Source organism: Lentzea sp. NPDC058450, assembly GCF_042721395.1.
In the GTDB taxonomy this organism is placed as follows: Bacteria; Actinomycetota; Actinomycetes; order Mycobacteriales; family Pseudonocardiaceae; genus Lentzea.
Genome location: NZ_JBHXLO010000060.1, coordinates 1 through 21289, shown reverse-complemented (window position 1 = coordinate 21289; position 21289 = coordinate 1). Strand labels below are relative to the sequence as shown.

The window sequence follows — 21289 nt, the reverse complement described above, 5'->3', positions numbered from 1 at the left end:
CAGCCCGGCCTTTTCCGGCCGATCAGCGCCTCGCAAGGGCCCCGAAGTCAAGCCCCAATCTCTATCGACGCGCCAGCGGCGATGACGCAACCAACGCTCGTCCGCAGTTGTCTCTGCACCCAAACCCGACCACCACTCGCAACCAGACCTAGCCCAACCACCCCACCACCCGCTACCGTCGCAATGCGAATCTCGTTCACGTTCCCAAAGGCGGCGGCGATGCGGCGAGCGATCCTGGCAGTCCTCTTCCTCCTCTCCTTCCTCTCCCTGACCACCCCGGTCCAAGCCGAGACCTACGACGGCACCGAACTGCGGGTCTCCAACGGAGTCTTCCGAGACGAGCACAACCGCGAGGTCGTCCTGAGAGGCTTCAACGTCTCCGGCACCGCGAAACTGGCCGAAAACCGAGGCCTCCCGTTCGCAACCACCCAAGACGCCCGCAAGTCGGCCCAAGCCATGAAACAACTGACCGGCGCCAACACGGTCCGTTTCCTCCTCACCTGGGCCTGGATCGAACCCCAGCGAAACCAGATCGACCACACCTACCTCGAAAACGTCACCGCCCAGCTGCGCCAGTTCACCGACGAGGGCATCCGCGTCTACCTGGACTTCCACCAGGACCTCTACTCGCGCCACCTCTTCAACAAGGACAGCTGGTACACCGGCGACGGCGCCCCGGCCTGGGCCGCGAGCGGGTATCCCAAGGAGTCGTGCGGGATCTGCGTGCACTGGGGCCAGAACATGAAGAACAACAACGCCGTCACCGCCGCCACCTACGACTTCTGGCACAACCGGAACGGCGTGCAGGACTCGTTCGTCAACGCGGCCGGCGAGGCGCTCAAGCATGTCAAGAACGCCTTGTCCGCCAACGAGTTCAAGCTCGTCGTGGGGGTCGACCCGCTCAACGAGCCGTACGCCGGCAAGTACGACGCCGGCCAGACCTCGGTGATGTGGGAGCGCGATCTCCTGATGCCGTTCTACCAGCGCTTCCGCAGCAAGATGGACGAGGCGGGCTGGAACAGCAAGGCCGCGTTCGTGGAGCCGTTGGTGTTCTGGAACCAGAACGTGGAGTTCTTCGCGGAGCCCGGCGGTCTCACCCTGGTAGAAACCTTGGGCGAGCGGTTCGTGTTCAACTCGCACTTCTACGACGGCAAGGCGCAGTCCGGCATCCTCATGCCGGGCAAGGCGGCGGACGGCCAGTACACCCAGGCGTTCAACACCATTCGCGACCGTGCCAAGGCACTCAACACCGCCGCGATCGTGTCCGAGTTCGGGCATCCCGTCTCGGGCTTCACGTCCGACAAGACGCCGTCCGTGCTCAAGGCGATCTACCAGGGCCTCGACTCGACCGCACCAGGTGCGCGCTGGTGGTCGGCGCCGAAGGGCACCGTCGTCTCGGGCAGCCAGTGGCACTGGGACACCAACTACGGTCGCCACCGCGAGCTCATGAACGACAACCCGAACAAGGTCAAGACCGACGGCGACGCCATGAACGACGAGCACTTCTCCGCCGTCAAGCTCGACGCGAACAACAATCCCGTGCTCACCGTCGACCGGGCCGTCGTCGACCGGGTCTACCCGCGGGCGGTGGCGGGCACCACGCTCGCCTTCACCTACGAGGACCGCGCCTACCAGAGCTGGCAGCAGATTCCGCTGCCGAACGTCCGCGCGCTCGTCGGCAACGCCCCGTTCGCCGTGCTCGTCTGGGACGCGAACGACAGCGCCGCGCCCACCGAGCTCCACCTGCCTGCGGCGCTGCGCTCGCCGCTGGTGATCAGTTCGGCGCAGTCGGCCGTCCAAGGTGACAAGCTGCTCCTCAACGCCACCTCCGGCCGGCAGTTCGCGCTGGTCACGGCCCCGGGCAACGGCAACGTCGCCGCGGCGGAGGCCGAGATTCGACAGTGGTACGTAAGCTGGTGAAGTGCGAACCAGGCCCACTCTGAGCTGGACCAACCAGGGTCCGTCGCTGCCGCGCACCACCGCCCTCACCGACGTCGTGCCGATCGTCGCGCGGGGCGGGGTGCTGGTGCTCAGCGGTGCGGGCCTGTCGACCGAGTCCGGCATCCCCGACTACCGCGGCGAGGGCGGGTCCCTGCGCAAGCACACCCCGATGACGTACGAGGAGTTCACCACCAGCGAGGCCGGCCGGCAGCGGTACTGGGCGCGTTCCCACGTCGGCTGGCGCACCATCGCCCGCGCGCACCCGAACGCGGGCCACCGCGCCGTGACCACGCTGCACCCACTGCTGGCCGGCGTCATCACGCAGAACGTCGACGGGCTGCACCAGGCAGCGGGGTCGCCGGACGTGGTCGAGCTCCACGGCGGCCTCGACCGGGTGATCTGCCTGGACTGCGGGATGCTGACCCCGCGCCTCGACCTCGACCGCCGCCTGCGCGAAGCCAACCCCGACTTCCGCGCCACGACGGACGAGATCAACCCGGACGGCGACGTCTTCCTGCCCGAGCACCAGGTGCGCGGCTTCGAAGTCGTGCCGTGCGAGGAGTGCGGCGGCGTGCTCAAGCCGGACGTCGTGTTCTTCGGCGAGAACGTGCCACGCCCACGCGTCGAACAGTGCTACGGACTCGTGGACAACGCACGGTCGTTGCTCGTCCTGGGTTCCTCGCTCACGGTCATGTCCGGCCTCAGGTTCGTGCGCCGCGCCGCCACGGCCGGCATCCCGGTCGTGATCATCAACCGGGGCGAGACGCGGGGCGACCCGCACGCGTCGATCCGAGTCGATCTGCCCTTGGGGAAATCGCTGACGGAACTGGCCGAAGTCGTTCTACAGTCCGGGAATGGTGACCTTCCCGGTCGATGACGTCACGCCCGTGACCGACGCGCTGCCCACCCGCCCGATCGCCGACCTGTTCCCTGGGGCGCGGGAGACAGGTGGCACCGCGCGCGTCATCGAGCCGAACGGCGTGCACCCGCTGATGCACGCCGTGAGCAAGGCGTTCGCCGAACACCGGCCGCTGGTGCTGTCCCCGGACGCGGTGTGGCTGACCATCACACGCGGCATCGCCGAGCACGTGAAGCTCCACGCCGAGGAACTGCGCCCGATCCTGGTGGAGCACGAGGGCAAGAGCGTCCTGAAGGTCGACTACGGCCCCAGCGACACCTGGGACACCGTCATCGCGCGGCTCGCGAAGGAGATCGGCGACACGACCTTCGAGTGCGACTTCAGCACGAGCACCGACGTCGAACGGCTGGCGGGCCGCGTCGCGATGATGGACACCTACTCGCCCTACTACGGCTACTGGATGATCGGGGTCTGCGGCATCCCGTCGATCACGCTGACCGGCACTCCGGACGACTGGCGCAAGATCCGCGCGCGGATCGACGACCTGCCCCGCTACGGGCTGGAGCACTGGTGCCGCTCGCTCGTCCCGATCACCGACCAGTTCGTGCGCGCCGCCGAGGGCAACGCCGACACCAACTTCTGGAAGCGCATCTACAACCCGTTCGACGCGTACGGCGGCGAGCGCGTCACGGGCTGGATCACCCGCTTCTACCCCTACCTGGGCGAGCGGTCCCACCCGAACCCCATGCTCGACCTGCCGGTGGGGGAGCCGCGCGAGAGCGTCGAGCCGAACATCACCACCGACTCCGTGCTCGCAACGCTGTGCCGCGCGGTGATCAACGTCAACAACGGCCACGACCTCACCGCGGTCGCCGTGGACGCGGGCCTGGTCGGCGTCACCCAGCACGACGACGGCGCCCTGGAACCCGTGGCGGGCTGGGCGGTGGTGTCCGCGCCGCCACGACTCGAGACGGTGCTGGACCGCATCGCCGCCGACCACGAGTGGACGGCTCCCCAGCTGACCGAGACGGTCAGGGGTGCGACGTACGAGGTCGAGATCGACATCCACCTCGACGGCGGCGGCGAGGTGCTCGCCCTCTACCGGCGCTTCGGCACCGCCTCGATCAGGAACGGCGCGTGGCGGTTGCGTGAGCCCAGGGCACGCCGCTCGGTGCGGGTCGGCGGCCACTACATCCAGGTCGTGTTCGACCTCGCGGACGGCCGGATGGTGGGTGAGATCGCCGAGTACCGCACCGGTCAGAGCCACTGGGTGGTCCTGCGCCCCGACGATCACGCCGAGGACGTCGCGGTGCTCGGCACGTCGCTGGCGATGATCCTGTCGTCGGCGCTCGACCACGACGAGACCGACCACCTCAAGACGATCAAGCTCAGCGAACTCGGACTCACCGACTAGTTCTGAGAGCGGAACCTGTCCAGCTCGCGGCGTTCCCGCTTCGTCGGCCGCCCGGCACCGCGGTCGCGCCGGGCGATCGGCACCTCCACCGGCGGCTTCGGCGTGCGGTCGATGAAGCACATCGCCGCGACCTCCGCGCCCACCCGCTTCGAGATCACCCGCACCACCTCGACCACGCGGGTCCGGTCGCCGACGCGGGCGCGGACCTGGTCACCGGGCACGACGGTGGCGGACGGCTTCGCGGGCTTGTCGTTGATGCGCACGTGGCCGCCCCGGCACGCCTGGGCGGCGTCCGGGCGGGTCTTCGTCAGCCTGACCGCCCACAGCCAGCTGTCGATGCGCGTGGACTCCACCCCGCCATCATGGCACTCTCGGAGATCATGAGGCTTCTGGCGGTCGCACTGACCCTCGCCGCGTCACTCACCCCCGTCGGCCCGCTCGGCGAGCTCACCGGCCTCGCCGTGCAGCGGATTCAGGTCGGTGACCTGGTGGCGGCGGCCAAGTTCGGGACGACGCAACCGATCGACGACCCCGTGCGCGAACAGCAGGTGCTCGACACCGTCCGCACCAAGGCACAGGAGCTCGGACTCGACCCCGAGAACGCGGCGCGCTTCTTCCGCGCCCAGATCGAGGCGAACAAGATCGTGCAACGCGGCCTCTACACGCGCTGGACCGCGCACCCCGAGGAAGTCCCGCAGCACCGGCCCGATCTCGCCACCGAGGTCCGGCCTGTCCTCGACCGGCTCACCACCGGCATCCTGGCCGAGCTCAAGGACACCGAACAGCTGCGCCGCCCGACGCTGAGGTGCGGGATCCAGGCGACCGTCGCGGAACGCTCCGCCGTGGTGCTGCACCGCCTCGACCGGGTGCACGAGGACGCGCTGGCCGAGGCGATGCGCACCGTCTGCACCTAAAGTTCCACTGTGGACTTGAGGCCGAGCATCCGTGCCAGGCCGGACAGTTCGAGCACCTTCGTCACCTGGTCGGACGCGCCGGAGAGGCGGAGTCCTCCCGCCGCGGCCGACGCACGGGCGTGGCCGCGCACCAACGAGCTCACGCCGCTGGAGTCGCAGAACGTGACGGCTGTCAGGTCCAGCACGACGTAGCGGTGTCCCTGGTCGAGCAGCCGGTCGAGCCGGGCGAGCAGTCGTTCCGCGCCGGGACCGGCGAGTTCGCCGGAGACCGTGATCAGGGTGGAGGCAGGCGACGACTCGGTCACCGTGACTTCGAGCATTTCGCAGCTGTACCCACTGGTGGCCGCCGCGAAACTGGATGGCGTGCGCATTCTGCTGACGGCGTTGCCCCTCCACTCCCACCTGATGCCGGCGATGGTGCCGCTGGCCAGGGCGTTCCGGGAGCGGGGGCACGAGGCCGTGCTCGCGACCGGTCCGGCGATGGCGCACCTGCCGCACACCGTCGCGCTGCCGGACGTCCCCGTGCCGTCCGGGCTCGGGCCGCTGTGGTCGCACGACCTCGTCGTGGCCTTCGCCGCGAACCTTCTGGACTTCGCCCGCACCTGGCGTCCCGACGTGATCGTGCGCGAGACCAGCGAGCACGGCGGGCAGATCGCGGCCGAGGTGCTCGGGATCCCGCACGCGCTGGTCGACATCGCGCCGTTGGCGCCGCTGGAGATCCCGCTGCTCGACGAGCTGGTGGACAAGGTGCGCGCCCGGTTCGGCGTGGCGGGCACCGACCCGGTGCTCACCGCCGCCCTGACCCCGGCCGCCTGGCACCCCGCCCAGCACCACTTCCGGGTACCCCTCGACCAGGGGCGCGCGGACGTCGCGCCGGAGATCGTCGCGTCCTTCGGCACCCGCGCTCTGAGACACACGGCGTCGCTGCACGTCGTCGTCGAGGCACTCGGCGGAATCGACGCCCATTCCGCTGTCGCAACAGGCCATGCCGAGTGGAAAGGTCCACGTCCGGCGAATGTCCGGCTGGAGCCGGAGATCGCGCAGCAGCGATTGTTGAACACCGCGAAGCTGTTCGTCACGCACGCCGGTCACAACGGAGTGCGGGAGGCGTTGACGGCCGGCGTGCCGATGGTCGCGCTCCCGTTGTTCGGCGACCGGCCCCGCAACGCGGCCCGAATCCACGATCTCGGCGCCGGAATCGATCTCGGCGTGAAAGGCCTGACCGCGGCCGTTCTCGCGGAACGGATCAATCACGTGCTGAACGCGAAGACATATCATGAAGTCGCTGAGAACCTGGCCGCGAAGATCGCCGTGCTGGAGGATTTCCGGAATATTCCGGACCACCTCGTATCCGCTGTGTGACAACTTTTTGGTTGTGACCAAAAGCTTCGACGGGATTTTCGTCCGTCTGGAGACTGGCGGTGGGGCAGGTGCTTGTTGGGGAGAACAGGTTGCCTGACACAGGGGATCAACAGGGGGATTTATGAAGAGGCACGTGCGCGACAGTTTCTTCGTCGTGGGCGAAGGTGTGCTGGAATTCGACGGCAAAGGTGAGGCCACCACGCGTCAGCCCTCCACCGCGGAGGAGTTGCGCAGGTTCCGGTTCTCACGGCTGGGGCCCAAGGGGCCGCGGACGGACGAACAGACGCGGGTGGCCCTCGCGACCGCGATCACCGCGGACGTCCCGCAGCCCGACTCGGTGGATCCGGCCGTCCCGGCGGGGTTCACCTACCTCGGCCAGTTCGTCGACCACGACCTGACGATGGACCGCACCGAGTCGCAGCTCGGGCAGGACGTCAACCTCGACGAGCTCATGCAGGGCCGCTCGCCCGCGCTGGACCTCGACTCGGTCTACGGCCGCGGCCCGCGCGACAAGGACGACCAGGTCTTCTACGCCGAGGACGGCGTGAAGCTCAAGGTCGGCACGACGACGCCGGTGCCGTTCCCGGACGAGGGCACGAACGTCCCGTTCGAGGGCTTCGACCTGCCGCGCCGCGGTGGCACGGCGGGCACGGCCGCGGACCGGCGGCTGCCGCTGATCCCGGACGCCCGCAACGACGAGAACCTCGTGGTGGCGCAGACGCACCTCGCGTTCATCCGCTTCCACAACCGCGTGGTCGACGAGCTCGCGCTCACGGGCCTGTCCGGCGAGCGGCTCTTCCGCGCCGCCAAGGAGCTCGTGGTGCGGCACTACCAGTGGATGCTGCGGACCGACCACCTGCCGCGGATCATCGACCCGGCGATCGTGGACGACGTGTTCACGAACGGCCGGAAGTTCTTCGAGGTGCCGGGCCGCCACTACGGCCGGGACAACTCGCCGACCATGCCGGTCGAGTTCTCGGTGGCCTCGTACCGCTTCGGGCACAGCCAGGTCCGCGGCGCCTACCAGTGGAACCGGGTGTTCAACAGCACCGGGCCCGGCGGGATCGCGACGTTGTTCGCGCTGTTCACCTTCACCGGGGTCAGCGGCAACTTCGACCCGAGCTCCGGCACGCCCGCCGACCTCGACGACGTCAACCGGGGCCCGCTGTTCACGTTGCCCAGCAACTGGATCGCGGACTTCCGGCGGCTCTACGACTTCACCGAGGCCGACCGCGACGACCTGGTGCCGCCCGCGCAGTTCGGCGGCGGCAACGTCACCAAGCGGATCGACACGCTGCTCGTCGACCCGCTGACGCAGCTGCCGGCCGGCACGTTCGGCGGCCGCGGCACGCAGTTCCGCGAGATCGAGCGCAACCTCGCGTTCCGCAACCTGACCAGGGCCTCGATGATGGAGCTCGCCACCGGTCAGCAGATCGCCGAGCTCTTCGGCGCCGAACCGCTGACGGCCGAGCAGATCCTGGCGGGCAACGGCGGCGCGGTCGTCGAGGGCCTGTCCGAGGAGCAGCAGGCGCAGCTCGTGGCGAACACGCCGCTGTGGTTCTACGTCCTGCGGGAGGCGGAGGTCGGCAACGGCCTGATGGGGCCGGTCGGCGGCCGGATCACCGCGGAGGTGTTCCACCGCGCGATGGAGGGCAGCCGGATCTCGATCGTGCGCTCGCCGTACTGGCGGCCCACGCTCGGCCCGGACTCCAGCACGTTCCGCATGGTCGACCTGCTGCTGTTCGCGTTCGAGGGCAAGGCCGACCTGCTGAACCCCCTCGGGGACCCGGCCGGCGCCTGATCTTCCTCGTTCCTCCTGTCTGGCCGGGTGGTGGCAGTCAGACAGGAGAGGGAGATCGTCATGCGTCCAGAAACCACACGTCGCGAAAGCACGGAAGAACGGGTTGCTCGATTTGCGCGCGAGTCCGGAATTCCGCTGCTGCGCATCGGACTGGGGGTCGTGTACCTGTGGTTCGGCGTGTTGAAGCTCTTTCCCGGTGGCAGCCCTGCCCAGGATCTCGTCGAACGCACGGTCTCCGCGCTGACGTTCGGGATCGTCCACGGGGATTTGGCCCGGCTGAGTGCCGCGATCACCGAAATCGGGATCGCACTGGTGTTGCTGAGCTTCCGCGCACCGCGGTGGTGCGCGGTCCTGCTGGTCGGTCACGTCGTGATGGTGTCGACACCGCTGGTGTTGTTCCCCGGTGAGATGTGGTCCGGTCCGTTGCAGGCGTCGTTCGAAGCGCAGTACATCCTGAAGAACCTGGTGACCGTCGCCGCCGCGGTGGTCATCGCCTCATCGCATCCGAGGGTGCGATGACCGGGAGCCGTCCGATTCTCACGCGATCGGGCGGCTCCCGCCGTTGTACGTTCGCTTGATGGGGGACACTTTCGCGCCATTGGCGCATCCTGCTTATCGATGGCTGTTCGCGGCCCGCGTCACGACCGTCGCCGGCAACGCGATGGCGCCGATCGCGCTGGCCTTCGCCGTTCTCGACCTGACGTCCTCGGTCACCTCGCTGGGCATCGTCGTCGCGGCCCGCTCGCTGACGAACGTGGTGTTCCTGCTGTGGGGAGGCGTGGTCGCGGACCGGTTGCCGCGCCACCTCGTGCTCGCCGGGTCGTGCGCGGTCAGCTTCACGAGCCAGGCCGTGATCGCCTGCCTGGTGCTCACCGGTTCGGTGTCGGTGCCGTGGTTCGTCGTGCTGTCGGCGGTGAACGGGATGTCGAGCGCGTTCGGCATGCCGGCCTCCGCGTCACTGGTGCCGCAGACCGTGCCGGGGCCGATGCGCCTGCAGGCCAACGCGTTGCTGCGGCTCGGCACGAACTCCGCGAACATCGGCGGCGCGTCGCTGGGCGGCCTGCTGATCGCGTTCACCAGCCCCGGCTGGGGGCTCGCGGTGGACGCGCTGACGTTCGCACTGGCTGGGGTGTTCTTCGCGTTCGTGCGGGTGCCGGGGGTCGCGGCGGCTCGGAGCAAGCCGTCCGTGCTGGCCGAGCTGAAGGTCGGCTGGACGGAGTTCGTGTCCCGGCAGTGGGTGTGGGTCGTGGTCGTGGCCTTCACGTTCGTCAACGCGGCCTGGGTCGGCGGGGTGATGGTGCTCGGCCCGGTGCTGGCCGACTCGACGTTCGGCCGGGAGACGTGGGGACTGGTCCTCGCCGCCCAGACCGCGGGCATGGTGGCCGGCGCGGTCCTCGTGCTGCGGATCAGGGTGCGCCGGCAGTTGCTGGTCGGGGTCGCGTGCGTGGCGGGGTTCGCGGTCCTGCCGCTGGTGATGGTCCTGCACCCGGAACCGTGGCTGCTGATCGTCACCGCGTTCGTCTGCGGGATCGGCTTCGAGCAGTTCGGGGTCGCGTGGGAGACGACGTTGCAGCACCACGTGCCTGCCGACCGGCTGGCGCGCGTCTACTCGTACGACATGCTCGGGTCGTTCGTGGCGATCCCGTTGGGGCAGCTCGCGGTCGGGCCGGTGTCGCACGCGTTCGGGACGTCCGCGACGTTGCTCGGCTGCGTGGCCGTGTACCTGCTCGCGACGGTTGTCATGATCTCGTCACGGTCTGTGCGCTCCGTGGAGAACGTTGATACGGTCCGTGTGTAGTTTGATTCCACTTCACTGGGGGAGTGAATGAACCGCAAGCGTTTCGCTGCGTTCTTCACCGTGCTCGCTGTGACGAGCGCGGCGCTGTCACCGGCCGCTTCGGCCGACGTCCAGACCGATCACCGGCCCCTCGCGGACCGGCTGCGCGAGGCGATCGTCGCGCAGAACTTCAAGGACGTCATCGACCTGACCCCGCCCGACCTGACCACCCCTCCCGGCCTGGCCGCGAGATCGGCGGCGAAGCGGGAGAAGTACGACGCCTCACCCGCCGAGCTGACGAACCGGGCGCAGGCCCGGACGCTGGCCGCGGGCAAGCCGTTGCACCAGTCGCCGAACATGGACGCGGCGATCTTCGAGCTCGACGCGTTCGGCCGCACCAAGGCCGTGGCGAACGTGCTGCTCAGCCCGCAGTACCCGGACGGCGTGGTCGTGCCGGTGGACCGCAAGGGGCTGTCCACCGACCAGGTCCGCTACCGCTGGTGGGACGACACCGAGTGGGACGTCAACGGCGGCAAGGGGACCGTCGACGTGCTGCCCGGCCGGGAGAACGCCGCCCTCGACTTCTCCTCGCCCTACCCGGCGTCCGTGCTGAAGCTGATGGTGGGCTTCGGCGTGCTGCGCCTCGCCGACCAGGGCAAGCTCGACCTCGACGCCGACTACACCTACGCGCCGAACCCGGTGCGCGAGGCGTGCGGCGGCCCGTCGGTCAAGAAGATCCGGCAGCACTTCGACGAGATGATCACCAAGTCGCAGAACGAGTCCACCTGCGCGCTGATCAAGCTGATCCACGACCTCAACGCGTGGGACGCCGTCAACCAGTCGTTCGTCGACCTGGGCATGCCGACCCTGATGGTCACCGGCACCATCCCGGGCAACGGCGGCCGCTGGATCGGCTCGAACATGAGCGGCCTCGACACCGCCAAGCTCCTGCTGCTGGTCAACGGCGGCGCGGGCGTCCTGTGGACGACCGACAAGGGCAAGCAGGTCACCCGCAACGAGCTCTCGTACACCTCGCGGAAGTTCTTCCAGGACACCCTGGCCGACCAGGGCCACAACGAGATGCTGTCCACCCCGAACTGGTGCGGCCGCGACTACCCGACGCAGGGCATCCCGCAGAAGGTGCCGTCGCGCTGGATCAAGCCGGACGGCACCGTGACCGTCGGCGACGCGGTCTACGACCGTGACGTCCGGCCGTGCAACGACGCCGCCGAGGTGACGTTCGCGCACAAGACCGGCTGGGTCGACACGACCGGCTCCGACGCGGGCATCGTGAAGTCGTTCCGCGGCAAGGACAAGCGCAACTACATCGTGGTCGTGTTCTGCAACCTGGGCACCGACTACGTGGACGCCGACCGCCCGGCCGACCCGCCCGGCGTGTACCCGGTGCTGTACACGCAGAAGTACGCGCAGCTCGGCAAGGCGATCGACGGGATCATGAAGTCCCTGTAGCAGCAACGGGAGAAGGGGCGTCGCGGTCGCGACGCCCCTTTTTCGCGCGCTCAGACGGCCGCGGTGCCGATCAGTCCGTTGCGGGTGACCAGTGCCGCGAGCTCGGCCTCGTCCAGCTCAGCCGTCCCGTCCGGGCGGCGCGGCAGCACCATGTACCGGGACTCGGCGTTCGCGTCCCACACCCGGATCTCGGTGTCCTCCGGGAGCGTGAACCCGAACTGCTCCAACACCTCACGGGGCCGGTTGACCACCGCGGACCGGTAGGCCGTGCTCTTGTACCAGGTCGGCGACGGGCCGAGCAGCGACAGCGGATAGCAGCTGCAGAGCGTGCACACGACGACGTTGTGCACGGTCTCGGTGTTCTCGACGACGTGCAGCACCTGCGGTTGCAGGCCGCCGCCCATCGACAGGCCGAGCTCGGGCAGCGCGTCGTTGGCGCCCGCCAGCAGGCGTTCCCGGAAACCGTCGTCGGTCCAGGCGTGGGCGACGACCCGGAAACCGTTGGCGGGGGAGGCCTTCGCGGCGAACGCCTCCAGCACCTGGTCGAGCTCGCGCGGGTCGATCAGGCCCTTGGCCTCCAGCAGCGACTCCAGGTCGCGGACCTGGGCGGCGATCGGGGAGTCGTCGTGGTCGTCACTCATCGCTGAGGTAGTCCTCCCAGAGGGACAGCGTCACGTTGTGGTCGCCGTGGCCGAAGAGTTCGCGCGCGGAGAACCGCACGAGGTACACCTGTTGGCGTTGCTGGACTCCCTGCGCGCTGAGGTCCGCGAGCGGGTGGACGCCGTCGTGGCCGACGACCGTGCCGACGTGGCCGCGGGCGTAGTGCGGCAGGCGGGTGTGGTGGTCCGGGTCCACTGTGGACGTCCGCACGCGGTCGCCGGTGCGGTAGCGCTCAGACAACGCCCTTCTCCTTCAGGAGCGTCTGGATCGCGCGGAACCAGTTCTCGTAGTACGAGGACTCGTGCGACATGGTCCGTTCCACGGCGTCGCGGAACTCGTCGAGGTTGTAGATCCTCTGGCCGATCAGCGCGCGGTTCATCGCCATGACGTGCGCCTCCCAGTCGTGGTGGAACGGCGGTTCGTCCAGTTCCTCGATCACCGGGCCGAAGCCGTCGAGCCCGCCGACGTCGTTGATCCTCGGCATCTCACCTCCTGCGCTCCACCAGATTCTGCGCCGCCGCCGGCCAGTTCGGGAAGTGGAAGTCGAACCCGGCCTCCACCAGCCTGCCCGGGGTGACCCGGCGGCTCTTGAGCAGCAGTTCGGTGTCGCTGCGCAGCGCGAAGGCACCCAGCGACGCCATCAGGCGGGTCGCGGGCAGGCCGACCGGCATCTTCCAGGCCCGGCGGAGCTCGCGCATGAAGTCCCGCTGCGGCAACGGGTGGGGCGCCGCGAGGTTGACGGCGCCCTCGATCGGTTCCCTGATCAGCAACGCGACGGCGCGCACGAAGTCGTCGTCGTGGATCCACGACACGTACTGCTGTCCGCCCGCGAGCGGTCCGCCGAGGCCGAGCCGCGCGAGCCACGACAGGTAGTCGAAGACCCCGCCCCGGTCCGGGCTCATCACCATCGCCGCCCGCAACGCGACCTTGCGCGTGCCGGGCGTGACCGCCTCGAAGAGCTCGGCCTCCCAGCGCTTGGCGATCTCGACGCTGTACGCCCAGTAGCCCGGCACGTCCGATTCGCGGCCGCCGAGCACGCCGGTCGCCTCGTCGTTGGCCGCGTCGAACCGGTGCGCGTAGATCGTCGCCGTGCTCATCTGCAACCACACGCCGGGCGGGTTGTCCGCCTTGGCGATGGCCTCGCCGACGACCCGTGCCGAGTCGATCCGCGAGCGCATCATCTGCCGCAGGTTCTCGGCGTTGTAGCGGCAGCTCACGCTCCGCCCGGCCAGGTTGATCACCACGTCGGCGCCGTCGATCTCCGCCGCCCACGCGCCGAGCGTGTGGCCGTCCCAGCGCACGCCCGCGCTGCGGCTGATGATCACCACCTCGTGGCCCGCCGCCCTGAAAGCGCGGGTCAGCACGCCGCCGACCTGGCCCGTTCCGCCTGGAATCACGATCTTCATGTGCGTTCGTCCCCCTCGCGGGCGACGCTAGTCCCCGGTCGCTGAGAGCGCTGTCAGTTATGCTCCCGGAAAACGGTCAAACGAACAGGCGGTCGGTCATGCGTGAGTCCAGCGAGGCACGACGGCAGCGGATTCTGGCCGTCACGGCGTCGCGGGGCACGGTCAAGGTGAGCGATCTGGCCGAGGAGCTCGACGTTTCGATCGTCACGATCCGCCGCGACGTCGAGGAGCTCGCCCGCCTCGGCAGACTGCGCCGCGGTCACGGCGTCGCGCGGTCCCTCACCCCGGTCGCGCAGCCGGAGCCGGTGCAGGCGACGAACGGGTCGATCGCGCTCGTCGTGCCGGAGCGCCACACGTACCTCTACGAGACGATGAACGGTGCACGGCGCAGGCTCGAAGAGGCGGGCATGCGCGTGGTGCTGCACATCGCGCCGCAGGTCAGAGGTGCTGAACGGCCCATCGTCGAGAAGGCGCTGACCGAACCGGTGCAGGGCATGCTGATCGCCCCGCGCTGGCGCACGTCCGAGGAGGAGGCCGAGGACGACTGGCTCGCGGACACCGGCGTGCCGACCGTTCTGATGGAACGCCGCCCGAGCGGCCACCTGCGGGCGATGAACTCCGTGTGCTCCGACCACTGGTACGGCATGCATCTCGCCGTGAAGCACCTGACGGACCTGGGGCATCGTCGGATCGTGCTGGCCGCACGCGACGACAGTCCGACAGCGCGCGTGCTGCGCCGGGCGTTCAAGGAGATCTCCGCGGACCTGGAAGACGCCGTCACGGTCAGCAGTGCGCCGAACGCCGGGCTGGTCGACGTGCTGCGGCAGCGCCGGGCCACCGGGGCGGTGCTGCACGGCGACGAGGACGCGTTGATGCTGGTCCAGCAGATGGTGCACGCCGGCATCGAGGTGCCGCGGATGTGCTCGGTCGTGTCGTACGACGACGTGGTGGCGTCGCTCGGCAGCATCCCGCTCACGGCCGTCGCGCCGCCCAAGACCGAGGTCGGCCGGGTGGCCGCCGAGCTGCTGCTCAGGAAGCTGAACGGCGAGGTCACCGCCCCCGAACGGATCGAGCTGCTGCCGTCGTTGAAGATCCGCTCATCGTCTGAGCGTTTGACCGTTTCTTGACGACAAACCGATCGTACGATCAGGATGCGAACCATGCGCCTGAGTCGTCGCACCCTCCTAGCGGCAGGTCTCACGGCACCATTGGCGGCCTGCTCCACTCCGCAACGCCGCGGTGCCGGAGGCCCGGTAGAGATCACGTTCTGGTCGGCCCTGCGCGGTAGTCAGCAGGTCGTCGACGCGTTCAACTCCTCGCAGAACCGCATCAGGGTGATCTTCCAGCAGATCCCCTCCGGTGGGCAGGGCGGCTACGCCAAGCTCAGCAACGCGGCTCGTGCGGGCAATGCACCGGATGTGGCCACCATCGAGTACCCGCAGGTCCCGGGGTACGCGATCGACGGCGTGGCCCGCGACATCACCGACCTCGTGACCGAGCGCGTGAAGCAGAAGCTGCTGCCGCAGGCGCTGAAGCTCACGACGTTCGACAACCGCGTGTTCAGCGTCCCCCTCGACATCGAGCCGATGGTCCTGCACTATCGCGCGGACCTGTTCCAGGCCAACGGTTTCGAGATCCCCACGACGTGGGACGAGTTCGCCGCACTGGCCAGGACCGTGCGGTCGAGGTTCCCGGAGCAGCGGCTCGCGATCTTCCCGACCGACGGCGGCATGCAGTTCGCCTGCTACGCCTGGCAGGCGGGCGCGCAGTGGTTCGACACGGCCGGGGGCAAGTGGCGCGTGTCGCTGGCCGACGAGCCGACCCAGAAGGTCGCGGCCTACTGGCAGCGGCTGATCGACGAGGACCTGGTGTTCCGCAACGCCGCCGACAGCAAGCAGCACGACGCCCAGCTCGGCCAGGGCAAGGTGATCACCCGGCTGAGCGGCGCGTGGGACGCGGGCGCGCAGATGCGGGCCCGTCCGGCGCAGAAGGGCAAGTGGCGGATCGCGCCCATGCCGATCTGGGACGAGCAGGTCGTCGGCACGCACGGCGGGTCCACGTTCGCCGTCACCAGGGACTCGCAGCAGCCCGAGGCGGCGATGGAGTTCATCGAGTGGCAGTGCACCCACCCGGACGCGCTGACCGCACGGCTCAAGAGCGGGACCAGCAGCCAGTTCCCGGTCGCGCCCGGTCTCGTCGAGGCGGGCGCCAAGGCGTTCCCCGGCGAGTACTACGGCGGCCAGGACATCTACCGGCTCTTCGAGCAGGAGACGCAGAAGATCCGCGACGGCTGGGTGTGGGGGCCGCGGATGACCGCCACGCAGAAGGTCATGCAGGACGGCTTCGCGCGCGCCGGCGCCGGTTCCGGCACGGTGATCGACGCCGTGCGCGAGGCCCAGAGCGGCACGATGCCGGACCTGCGCGCGCTCGGTCTGTCCACTGAGGAGGGTGCGAGGTGAAGGGCAAGCTCGCCTGCGCCGTCCTGATGGCGCCGTTCTTCCTGTTGCTGGTCGTCGTGTTCCTCGTGCCGACCGGCACGGCGGTCTGGCTCAGCTTCTTCGCCGCCGACCAGCCGGGGCTCGGGTTCGGGCCGGAGAGCACGGTGTTCGTCGGTCTGCGCAGCTACGTCGCGGTGCTGAGCGACCCGACGTTCCTGAACGGCCTCGGCACGGTGGTCCTTTACTGCCTGATCTACATCCCGCTGATGGTCGTCGGCGCGCTGACGCTGGCGTTGCTGCTGGACTCCGGCGTGGCGAAGCTGCGCAGCTGGGCGCAGATGGGCCTCTACCTGCCGCACGCCGTGCCCGGCATCATCGCGGCCCTGATCTGGCTGTACCTGTACACGCCGGGGTTGAGCCCGATCGTCGACCTGTTCGCCAAGGCCGACATCCAGATCAACTTCCTCGGTCTCCACACCGTCCTGCCGTCGATCGTGAACATCGCGTTGTGGAGCAACCTCGGCTACAACATGGTGATCTTCTACGCCGCGTTGCAGGCCGTTCCGCGCGAGGTGCTCGAAGCGTCCGTAGTGGACGGTGCCGGTCCGGTCAAGCAGGCGTTGCGGATCAAGACACCGCTGGTGCGCGGGGCGATCGTCACGGTCGGCATCTTCACGCTGATCTGGGCGTTGCAGCTGTTCACCGAGCCCGTGCTGCTCAGCCAGTCCACGCCGATGATCAGCGCCCGGTTCTCGCCGAGCATGTACATCTACGACGCCGCGTTCACCCGCAACAACTACGGCCTCGCCGCGGCCGCGTCCGTGATCCTGCTGGCCTTCACGGTCGCGCTGTCCTACGGCGTCACCCGCTGGACGAACAGGAAGGCCGCCTGATGACGCTGCTCGGCCGGACCACGGTGAACGTGGTCGTCGGCGTCTCCGTCCTCTACACCCTGCTGCCGGTGATGTGGCTCGTGCTCGCCGCCACCAAGAACGTCGACGCGCTGTTCAACAGCGAGCTGTTCGGCGGGTTCTCGCTGGTGGAGAACGTGAAGAACCTCTTCGCGATGGACAAGGGCCTGTACTCGCGCTGGTACCTCAACAGCCTGCTGTACGCGGTGGTCGGCGCGGGCGTCAGCGCGTTCATCTCGATCGCCGCGGGCTACGCGTTCGACAAGTACGCGTTCCGGCACAAGGAGAAGCTCTTCGGCCTGGTGCTGGCCGCCGTCATGGTGCCGCAGACCGTCCTGGCCCTGCCGCTCTACCTGATGGCGTCCGAGGCGGGCCTGGTGAACACGTTCTGGGCGGTGTTCATCCCGGCCCTGTTCAACCCGTTCGGCGTCTACCTGGGGCGCGTGTTCTCCCAGGGGTACGTGCCCGGCGAGGTGCTGGAAGCCGCCCGCATCGACGGCGCGGGCGACCTCGCCACGTACTTCAGGGTCGCCCTGCGCATGCTCGGTCCGGGCGTGGTGACCTTGTTCCTGTTCCAGCTCACCACGATCTGGAACAACTTCTTCCTGCCGATGGTGATGCTGTCCGACCAGAAGCTCTACCCCGTCAGCCTCGGCCTCTACCAGTGGAACAGCTCGGCCACTGTCTCTCCCGAGTACTACCCGGTGGTGATCATGGGTTCTCTTTTCGCGGTGCTGCCGCTCATCCTCGCTTTCATGCTGCTGCAACGGTTCTGGAAGGCCGGCATGACCGCGGGAGCCGTCAAGTGAGGGTCGCGGGCGTGATGTCGGCTGAGGCCTCGGCCGCCGTGCTCACGCCCGTGCTCCCCGAGCTGACGCCGTCGTGCGAGTTTCTGGGCGTGCACGTCGGCTTCTCGTCCGTCCCGGACGTCGACCTGCTGGTCACGGGCTGGGGCTGCCCGCCGATCACGGCCGAGGTGCTGGACGGGTTGCCCTCGTTGCGGGCGATCGTGCACACGGCCGGGTCCGTGCGCGGCTTCGTCACCGACGCCTGCTGGGACCGGGGCGTGGTGGTGTCGTCCGCCGCCCAGGCCAACGCCCTGCCGGTGGCCGAGTACACGGTCGCGATGATCCTGCTGACCGGCAAACGCGTCCTGGAGAGGGCTTCCGAATACCGGGCGTCCAAGCAGATGTCGGTCTACGGGGTCGCCGGCACGGTCGGCAACTACGGCGCCACGATCGGGATCCTGTCGGCGTCGATGATCGGCCGCCGGGTGATCGAGCTGCTCGCGCCCTACGATTTCCACGTGCTGGTGCACGATCCGTTCGTGACCGAAGTGGACGGTGCCGAGTCCGTGAGCCTCACCGAGCTGTTCTCCCGCAGCGACGTGGTCAGCGTGCACACGCCGCTGCTGCCGGAGACCGTCGGCCTGGTCGGTCGTGACCTGCTGGCGCTGCTGCGGGACGACGCGGTGCTGATCAACACGGCCCGCGGGGCGGTGGTGGACCAGGACGCGCTGGTGGCGGAGGCCGGGCGGATCCGGGCGGTGCTGGACGTGACCGACCCGGAGGTGCTGCCGGCCGACCACCCGTTGTGGCGCAACGACGCCGTGCTGATCACGCCGCACCTCGCCGGGTCGCAGGGCAACGAGTGGGTGCGCCTCGGGCGGCACGCGGTGGCCGAGGTGCGGAGGTGGGTGGCGGGGGAGTCGTTCGCCACGCCCGTACCCGCTGAGCGAAGGGAGCGCATCGCGTGAGGTGGCGGGACGGAAGCCAGGGACCGGATTGCGTGAAGTAGCGGAGATCGTCGGCGGCACGGCGAACGGCCGCGTCGAGCGAGTGCCCAGTGCAAGCGGAGCGAAAGGAACGCGTGGCGTGCAGCTGCCCGAACCCGACCACACCCTCAGCCCCCACACCGGCCTCACCCGTGAGCACTGGGTGGCCGCCGCCGACGGCCTCCTCGCCGCGGCCTGGCGGTACGCGTCCCCCGACCAGGCGTTCCTGCACCTCCCCGGCCGTCCCTCCCGCAGCGGTGTCCGTTCGGACGGCCTGGAGGGGTACGCCCGCACGTTCCTCGCCGCCGCGTTCCGCACCGCCCACGGCGACGACCCCGGCAACCTCCTCGACCGCTACGCCGCGGGGTTGGCGGCGGGCACGGCGGGGGAGTGGCCGGAGATCTTCGACGTCGGCCAGCCCATGGTCGAGTCCGCGTCGGTGGCGCTGGGCCTGCGCCTCACCAAGCCGTGGCTCTGGGACAAGCTCCCGGAGCCCGTCCAGGACCGTGCCGAGGCCTGGCTGCGCGGGGCGCTCCGGCACGTTCCGGCGGCCAACAACTGGTACTTCTTCCCGTACACCGTCGCGTCGTTCCTGGAACACGCCGGTCGCGGCGACGACGAGACCCGCCGGGCGAAGCAACGCGCCATGGAACTGCTCCAAGGCTGGTATCGAGGCGACGGCTGGTACTCGGATGGCGACGGCCGCGCGTTCGACCACTACAACGGCTGGGCCCTGCACCTCTACCCGGCGCTCGACGCCCACCTAGACGGCCGTGAGGTGGCCACCCACCTGCGCGAACACCTGGGCAGCTTCGGCCTGCTGTTCGGCGCGGACGGGGCGCCGCTCTACTTCGGACGGTCGCTCACCTACCGGTTCGCCGCCGCCTCGGCCGTGGCGCTGGGGGCGGTCACCGGGGAGACGCCGTTCAGCCCCGGGCGCTCGCGGCACCTCATCAGCAACTCGCTCCGGTACTTCCTGGACCGCGGTGCGCTGACCGACGGCCTGCTCAGCCTCGGCTGGCACGGGCCGCACGAGGCCAGCCTCCAGCCCTACTCCGGTCCGGCGTCGCCGTACTGGGCGTCCAAGGCGTTCGTGTGCCTGCTGGCTGATTCGGATCATCCACTGTGGACCTCGCGGGAGGAGGCCGACGAGGAGGATCGAGTGCTTGCGTTGCCCGGGCCGGGGTTTCTGGTTCAGCGGGTTGGCGGTGTGACCCGGTTGCACAACCACGGCAGCGATCACGTTCGGCCGTTCGAGGGGGAGCACGCGGGGGACGACGATCCGTTGTACAGCCGGTTCGCCTACTCGACCAGTTCCGGGCCGACCTCCAAGCACAACGTCGCCGACAACCACCTGGCCGTGATCGTTGGCGGGAAGCGCAGCGTGCGGCGGCGCATTCATCCTCTTGGGGCCCGTGGGAACTGGGCTGCTTCGTGGCATCGGCCGGTGTTCGATGCCGACCAGCCGATGGTGCCTGGGTTGCGGGTGGAGAGCGTGACGGCGGTGTGGGGGGATCAGGAGCTGCGGATTCACCGGGTGGTCGGGGCGCCTGCTGGGACTCGGGTTGAGCTCACCGGGTGGGCTACCGAACTGCCGTCCGCGTTGGTCGGCGTGCTGGGGTGGACCGGTGGTGTCGAGCATCCGGCGCCGCAGGGGACCGCATTTGCGGGTGATGTGAAGGTTCCTGCTCTGACTGCCTCGGTTGAGGGGACCGTGACGTTGGCCGCTGTGGCCGTGTTGAACGGCTCGGTGGTGGAAGCGGACTGGGAAGGGCGGGTCGCGGAGGTCCTTCGGCAGGTCGACGGCGGGTGATGGGCGTTCAGCGGCGGGTGAAGGGGGAGGGCGGCGGCGGGTGATGGGCGTGGAGCGGCGGGTGACGGGCGTGGCGCGGGGGCGGGTTAGGCGGGTAACGCGGTGGCGGCTGGCCCGATGAAGGGATGTGCGCATCACCGTTCTCGCTGCCGTTCTGTTGCTCGCTGCCTGCACCTCGGAGCCCGAGGCCGCTCCTACGCAGGCCCCGCAGGTGCCCACCACCGTGGAGCAGGCCGCCGGTAACGGTCCTACCTGCGCCAACGCCAACTCGTCCGTGGTCGGGAAGGCGCTCAACCTGCGGTTGCAGGGGCAGCGGGAGACTGTGGACAAGGCAGTCGTCACGTGCAACTACGTGGGTGCCGGGATGCCCGTTGAGGTGCGGTTCACGACCAATGCTTCTGCCGCTACGTTCGCCAAGGGGAAGCCGGAGAAGGCCAAGGCGATCGAGGGGTTGTTCGACGAGGCTTACGAGTCTTCGGCCGGTGGGGCGGAGACCGCCCAGCACACGGTGGTGGCTCGGAAGGGCAAGACGCAGATCGAGGTCATGTCGCCGGCCGGGGTTGAGCCTTCCAAGAAGCTGATCACGGACCTGTTCAGCCGGGTCTAGTCCGGGCACCGGTTCCGTAGGTGCCTTGCGTTCCAGCGGGGTTGGTCGCGTTTTGTTGGTTGGGCTGCGGTTGCGAGGGTTGGTTGCGCGGGTCTCGACGAAAGACCTGGGGTGTGCGATTGGGGCTTGACTTCGGGGCCCT

At 69.1% G+C, this 21289-nt stretch carries 22 protein-coding genes; 16 read left to right on the top strand and 6 right to left on the bottom strand.

The genetic code is table 11. From position 1 onward, the window contains the following. Positions 1 to 219 precede the first annotated feature (219 nt). Genes ACFWNN_RS45105 through ACFWNN_RS45095 form a run of 3 tightly spaced genes read left to right on the top strand, consistent with a single transcriptional unit; the run spans position 220 to position 4214 of the window. Positions 220 to 1920 carry a cellulase family glycosylhydrolase gene (locus tag ACFWNN_RS45105; RefSeq protein WP_382446126.1) on the top strand — a complete coding sequence of 567 codons (1701 nt, stop codon included), beginning with the start codon at positions 220 to 222 and terminating at the stop codon, positions 1918 to 1920. Position 1921: 1 nt separating this feature from the next. Next, positions 1922 to 2818: an NAD-dependent protein deacetylase gene (locus tag ACFWNN_RS45100; RefSeq protein ID WP_382446125.1), complete on the top strand. Its 897-nt coding sequence runs from the start codon at positions 1922 to 1924 to the stop codon at positions 2816 to 2818. Then, positions 2796 to 4214 (top strand): DUF4419 domain-containing protein, encoded by a 1419-nt coding sequence (locus ACFWNN_RS45095; protein ID WP_382446124.1) that lies wholly within the window; start codon positions 2796 to 2798, stop codon positions 4212 to 4214. Before ACFWNN_RS45100 ends, ACFWNN_RS45095 begins: the two co-directional genes overlap by 23 nt. Here ACFWNN_RS45095 and ACFWNN_RS45090 read toward each other — a convergent pair. Further along, positions 4211 to 4567, bottom strand: coding sequence for an RNA-binding S4 domain-containing protein (locus ACFWNN_RS45090; protein ID WP_382446123.1), 357 nt, complete (start codon positions 4565 to 4567; stop codon positions 4211 to 4213). The genes ACFWNN_RS45095 and ACFWNN_RS45090 overlap by 4 nt on opposite strands. Positions 4568 to 4576: 9 nt before the next feature. Here ACFWNN_RS45090 and ACFWNN_RS45085 point away from each other — a divergent pair, with 9 nt between their 5' ends. Further along, positions 4577 to 5128, top strand: coding sequence for a chorismate mutase (locus tag ACFWNN_RS45085; protein ID WP_382446122.1), 552 nt, complete (start codon positions 4577 to 4579; stop codon positions 5126 to 5128). On the opposite strand, the gene ACFWNN_RS45080 is transcribed toward ACFWNN_RS45085, so the two are convergent. Next, positions 5125 to 5448, bottom strand: coding sequence for an STAS domain-containing protein (locus ACFWNN_RS45080; protein ID WP_382446121.1), 324 nt, complete (start codon positions 5446 to 5448; stop codon positions 5125 to 5127). The genes ACFWNN_RS45085 and ACFWNN_RS45080 overlap by 4 nt on opposite strands. A 43-nt stretch (positions 5449 to 5491) precedes the next feature. Between ACFWNN_RS45080 and ACFWNN_RS45075 the strand changes: the two genes are divergently transcribed. From ACFWNN_RS45075 to ACFWNN_RS45055, 5 genes are all read left to right on the top strand, one after another. Continuing rightward, positions 5492 to 6490, top strand: a complete 999-nt coding sequence (locus ACFWNN_RS45075; RefSeq protein ID WP_382446120.1) for a glycosyltransferase — start codon at positions 5492 to 5494, stop codon at positions 6488 to 6490. Positions 6491 to 6623: 133 nt separating this feature from the next. Further along, entirely contained in the window at positions 6624 to 8291 is a 1668-nt protein-coding gene (locus ACFWNN_RS45070; RefSeq protein ID WP_382446119.1) for a heme peroxidase family protein, read from the top strand. A 60-nt stretch (positions 8292 to 8351) separates the two neighbouring features. After that, the gene (locus ACFWNN_RS45065; protein ID WP_382446118.1) at positions 8352 to 8810 is read left to right on the top strand and encodes a DoxX family protein; all 459 of its coding nucleotides are present in this window, start codon (positions 8352 to 8354) and stop codon (positions 8808 to 8810) included. A gap of 58 nt (positions 8811 to 8868) precedes the next feature. Beyond that, the gene (locus ACFWNN_RS45060) at positions 8869 to 10089 is read left to right on the top strand and encodes an MFS transporter (protein WP_382446117.1); all 1221 of its coding nucleotides are present in this window, start codon (positions 8869 to 8871) and stop codon (positions 10087 to 10089) included. Between the two features lie 27 nt (positions 10090 to 10116). Continuing rightward, positions 10117 to 11538 carry a serine hydrolase gene (locus ACFWNN_RS45055; protein WP_382446116.1) on the top strand — a complete coding sequence of 474 codons (1422 nt, stop codon included), beginning with the start codon at positions 10117 to 10119 and terminating at the stop codon, positions 11536 to 11538. Positions 11539 to 11588: 50 nt separating this feature from the next. On the opposite strand, the gene ACFWNN_RS45050 is transcribed toward ACFWNN_RS45055, so the two are convergent. The 4 genes from ACFWNN_RS45050 to ACFWNN_RS45035 are packed head-to-tail and all read right to left on the bottom strand — an operon-like array spanning position 11589 to position 13604. Then, a complete protein-coding gene (locus tag ACFWNN_RS45050) occupies positions 11589 to 12179 on the bottom strand; it encodes a nitrile hydratase subunit alpha (protein WP_382446115.1) in 591 nt (196 codons plus the stop codon). Further along, positions 12172 to 12438, bottom strand: coding sequence for an SH3-like domain-containing protein (locus tag ACFWNN_RS45045; RefSeq protein ID WP_382446114.1), 267 nt, complete (start codon positions 12436 to 12438; stop codon positions 12172 to 12174). Before ACFWNN_RS45045 ends, ACFWNN_RS45050 begins: the two co-directional genes overlap by 8 nt. Continuing rightward, positions 12431 to 12682 carry a hypothetical protein gene (locus tag ACFWNN_RS45040; protein ID WP_382446113.1) on the bottom strand — a complete coding sequence of 84 codons (252 nt, stop codon included), beginning with the start codon at positions 12680 to 12682 and terminating at the stop codon, positions 12431 to 12433. The genes ACFWNN_RS45045 and ACFWNN_RS45040 overlap by 8 nt, the downstream gene beginning before the upstream one ends. 1 nt (position 12683) lies before the next feature. Further along, entirely contained in the window at positions 12684 to 13604 is a 921-nt protein-coding gene (locus ACFWNN_RS45035) for an epimerase (RefSeq protein WP_382446112.1), read from the bottom strand. Between the two features lie 98 nt (positions 13605 to 13702). On the opposite strand from ACFWNN_RS45035, the gene ACFWNN_RS45030 reads away from it, so the two are divergent. From ACFWNN_RS45030 to ACFWNN_RS45000, 7 genes are all read left to right on the top strand, one after another. Further along, positions 13703 to 14731 carry a substrate-binding domain-containing protein gene (locus ACFWNN_RS45030; protein ID WP_382446111.1) on the top strand — a complete coding sequence of 343 codons (1029 nt, stop codon included), beginning with the start codon at positions 13703 to 13705 and terminating at the stop codon, positions 14729 to 14731. A gap of 33 nt (positions 14732 to 14764) precedes the next feature. Continuing rightward, positions 14765 to 16063: an ABC transporter substrate-binding protein gene (locus tag ACFWNN_RS45025; RefSeq protein WP_382446110.1), complete on the top strand. Its 1299-nt coding sequence runs from the start codon at positions 14765 to 14767 to the stop codon at positions 16061 to 16063. Next, a complete protein-coding gene (locus tag ACFWNN_RS45020; RefSeq protein ID WP_382446109.1) occupies positions 16060 to 16935 on the top strand; it encodes a carbohydrate ABC transporter permease in 876 nt (291 codons plus the stop codon). Before ACFWNN_RS45025 ends, ACFWNN_RS45020 begins: the two co-directional genes overlap by 4 nt. Then, on the top strand, positions 16935 to 17762 hold the full coding sequence (locus ACFWNN_RS45015; protein ID WP_382446108.1) for a carbohydrate ABC transporter permease: 828 nt from the start codon (positions 16935 to 16937) through the stop codon (positions 17760 to 17762). Before ACFWNN_RS45020 ends, ACFWNN_RS45015 begins: the two co-directional genes overlap by 1 nt. Continuing rightward, positions 17759 to 18709, top strand: coding sequence for a hydroxyacid dehydrogenase (locus tag ACFWNN_RS45010; RefSeq protein WP_382446107.1), 951 nt, complete (start codon positions 17759 to 17761; stop codon positions 18707 to 18709). Before ACFWNN_RS45015 ends, ACFWNN_RS45010 begins: the two co-directional genes overlap by 4 nt. 118 nt (positions 18710 to 18827) lie before the next feature. Beyond that, entirely contained in the window at positions 18828 to 20540 is a 1713-nt protein-coding gene (locus ACFWNN_RS45005; RefSeq protein WP_382446106.1) for a DUF2264 domain-containing protein, read from the top strand. 127 nt (positions 20541 to 20667) lie between these two features. Then, a complete protein-coding gene (locus tag ACFWNN_RS45000; RefSeq protein WP_382446105.1) occupies positions 20668 to 21147 on the top strand; it encodes a hypothetical protein in 480 nt (159 codons plus the stop codon). Positions 21148 to 21289: the final 142 nt, after the last annotated feature.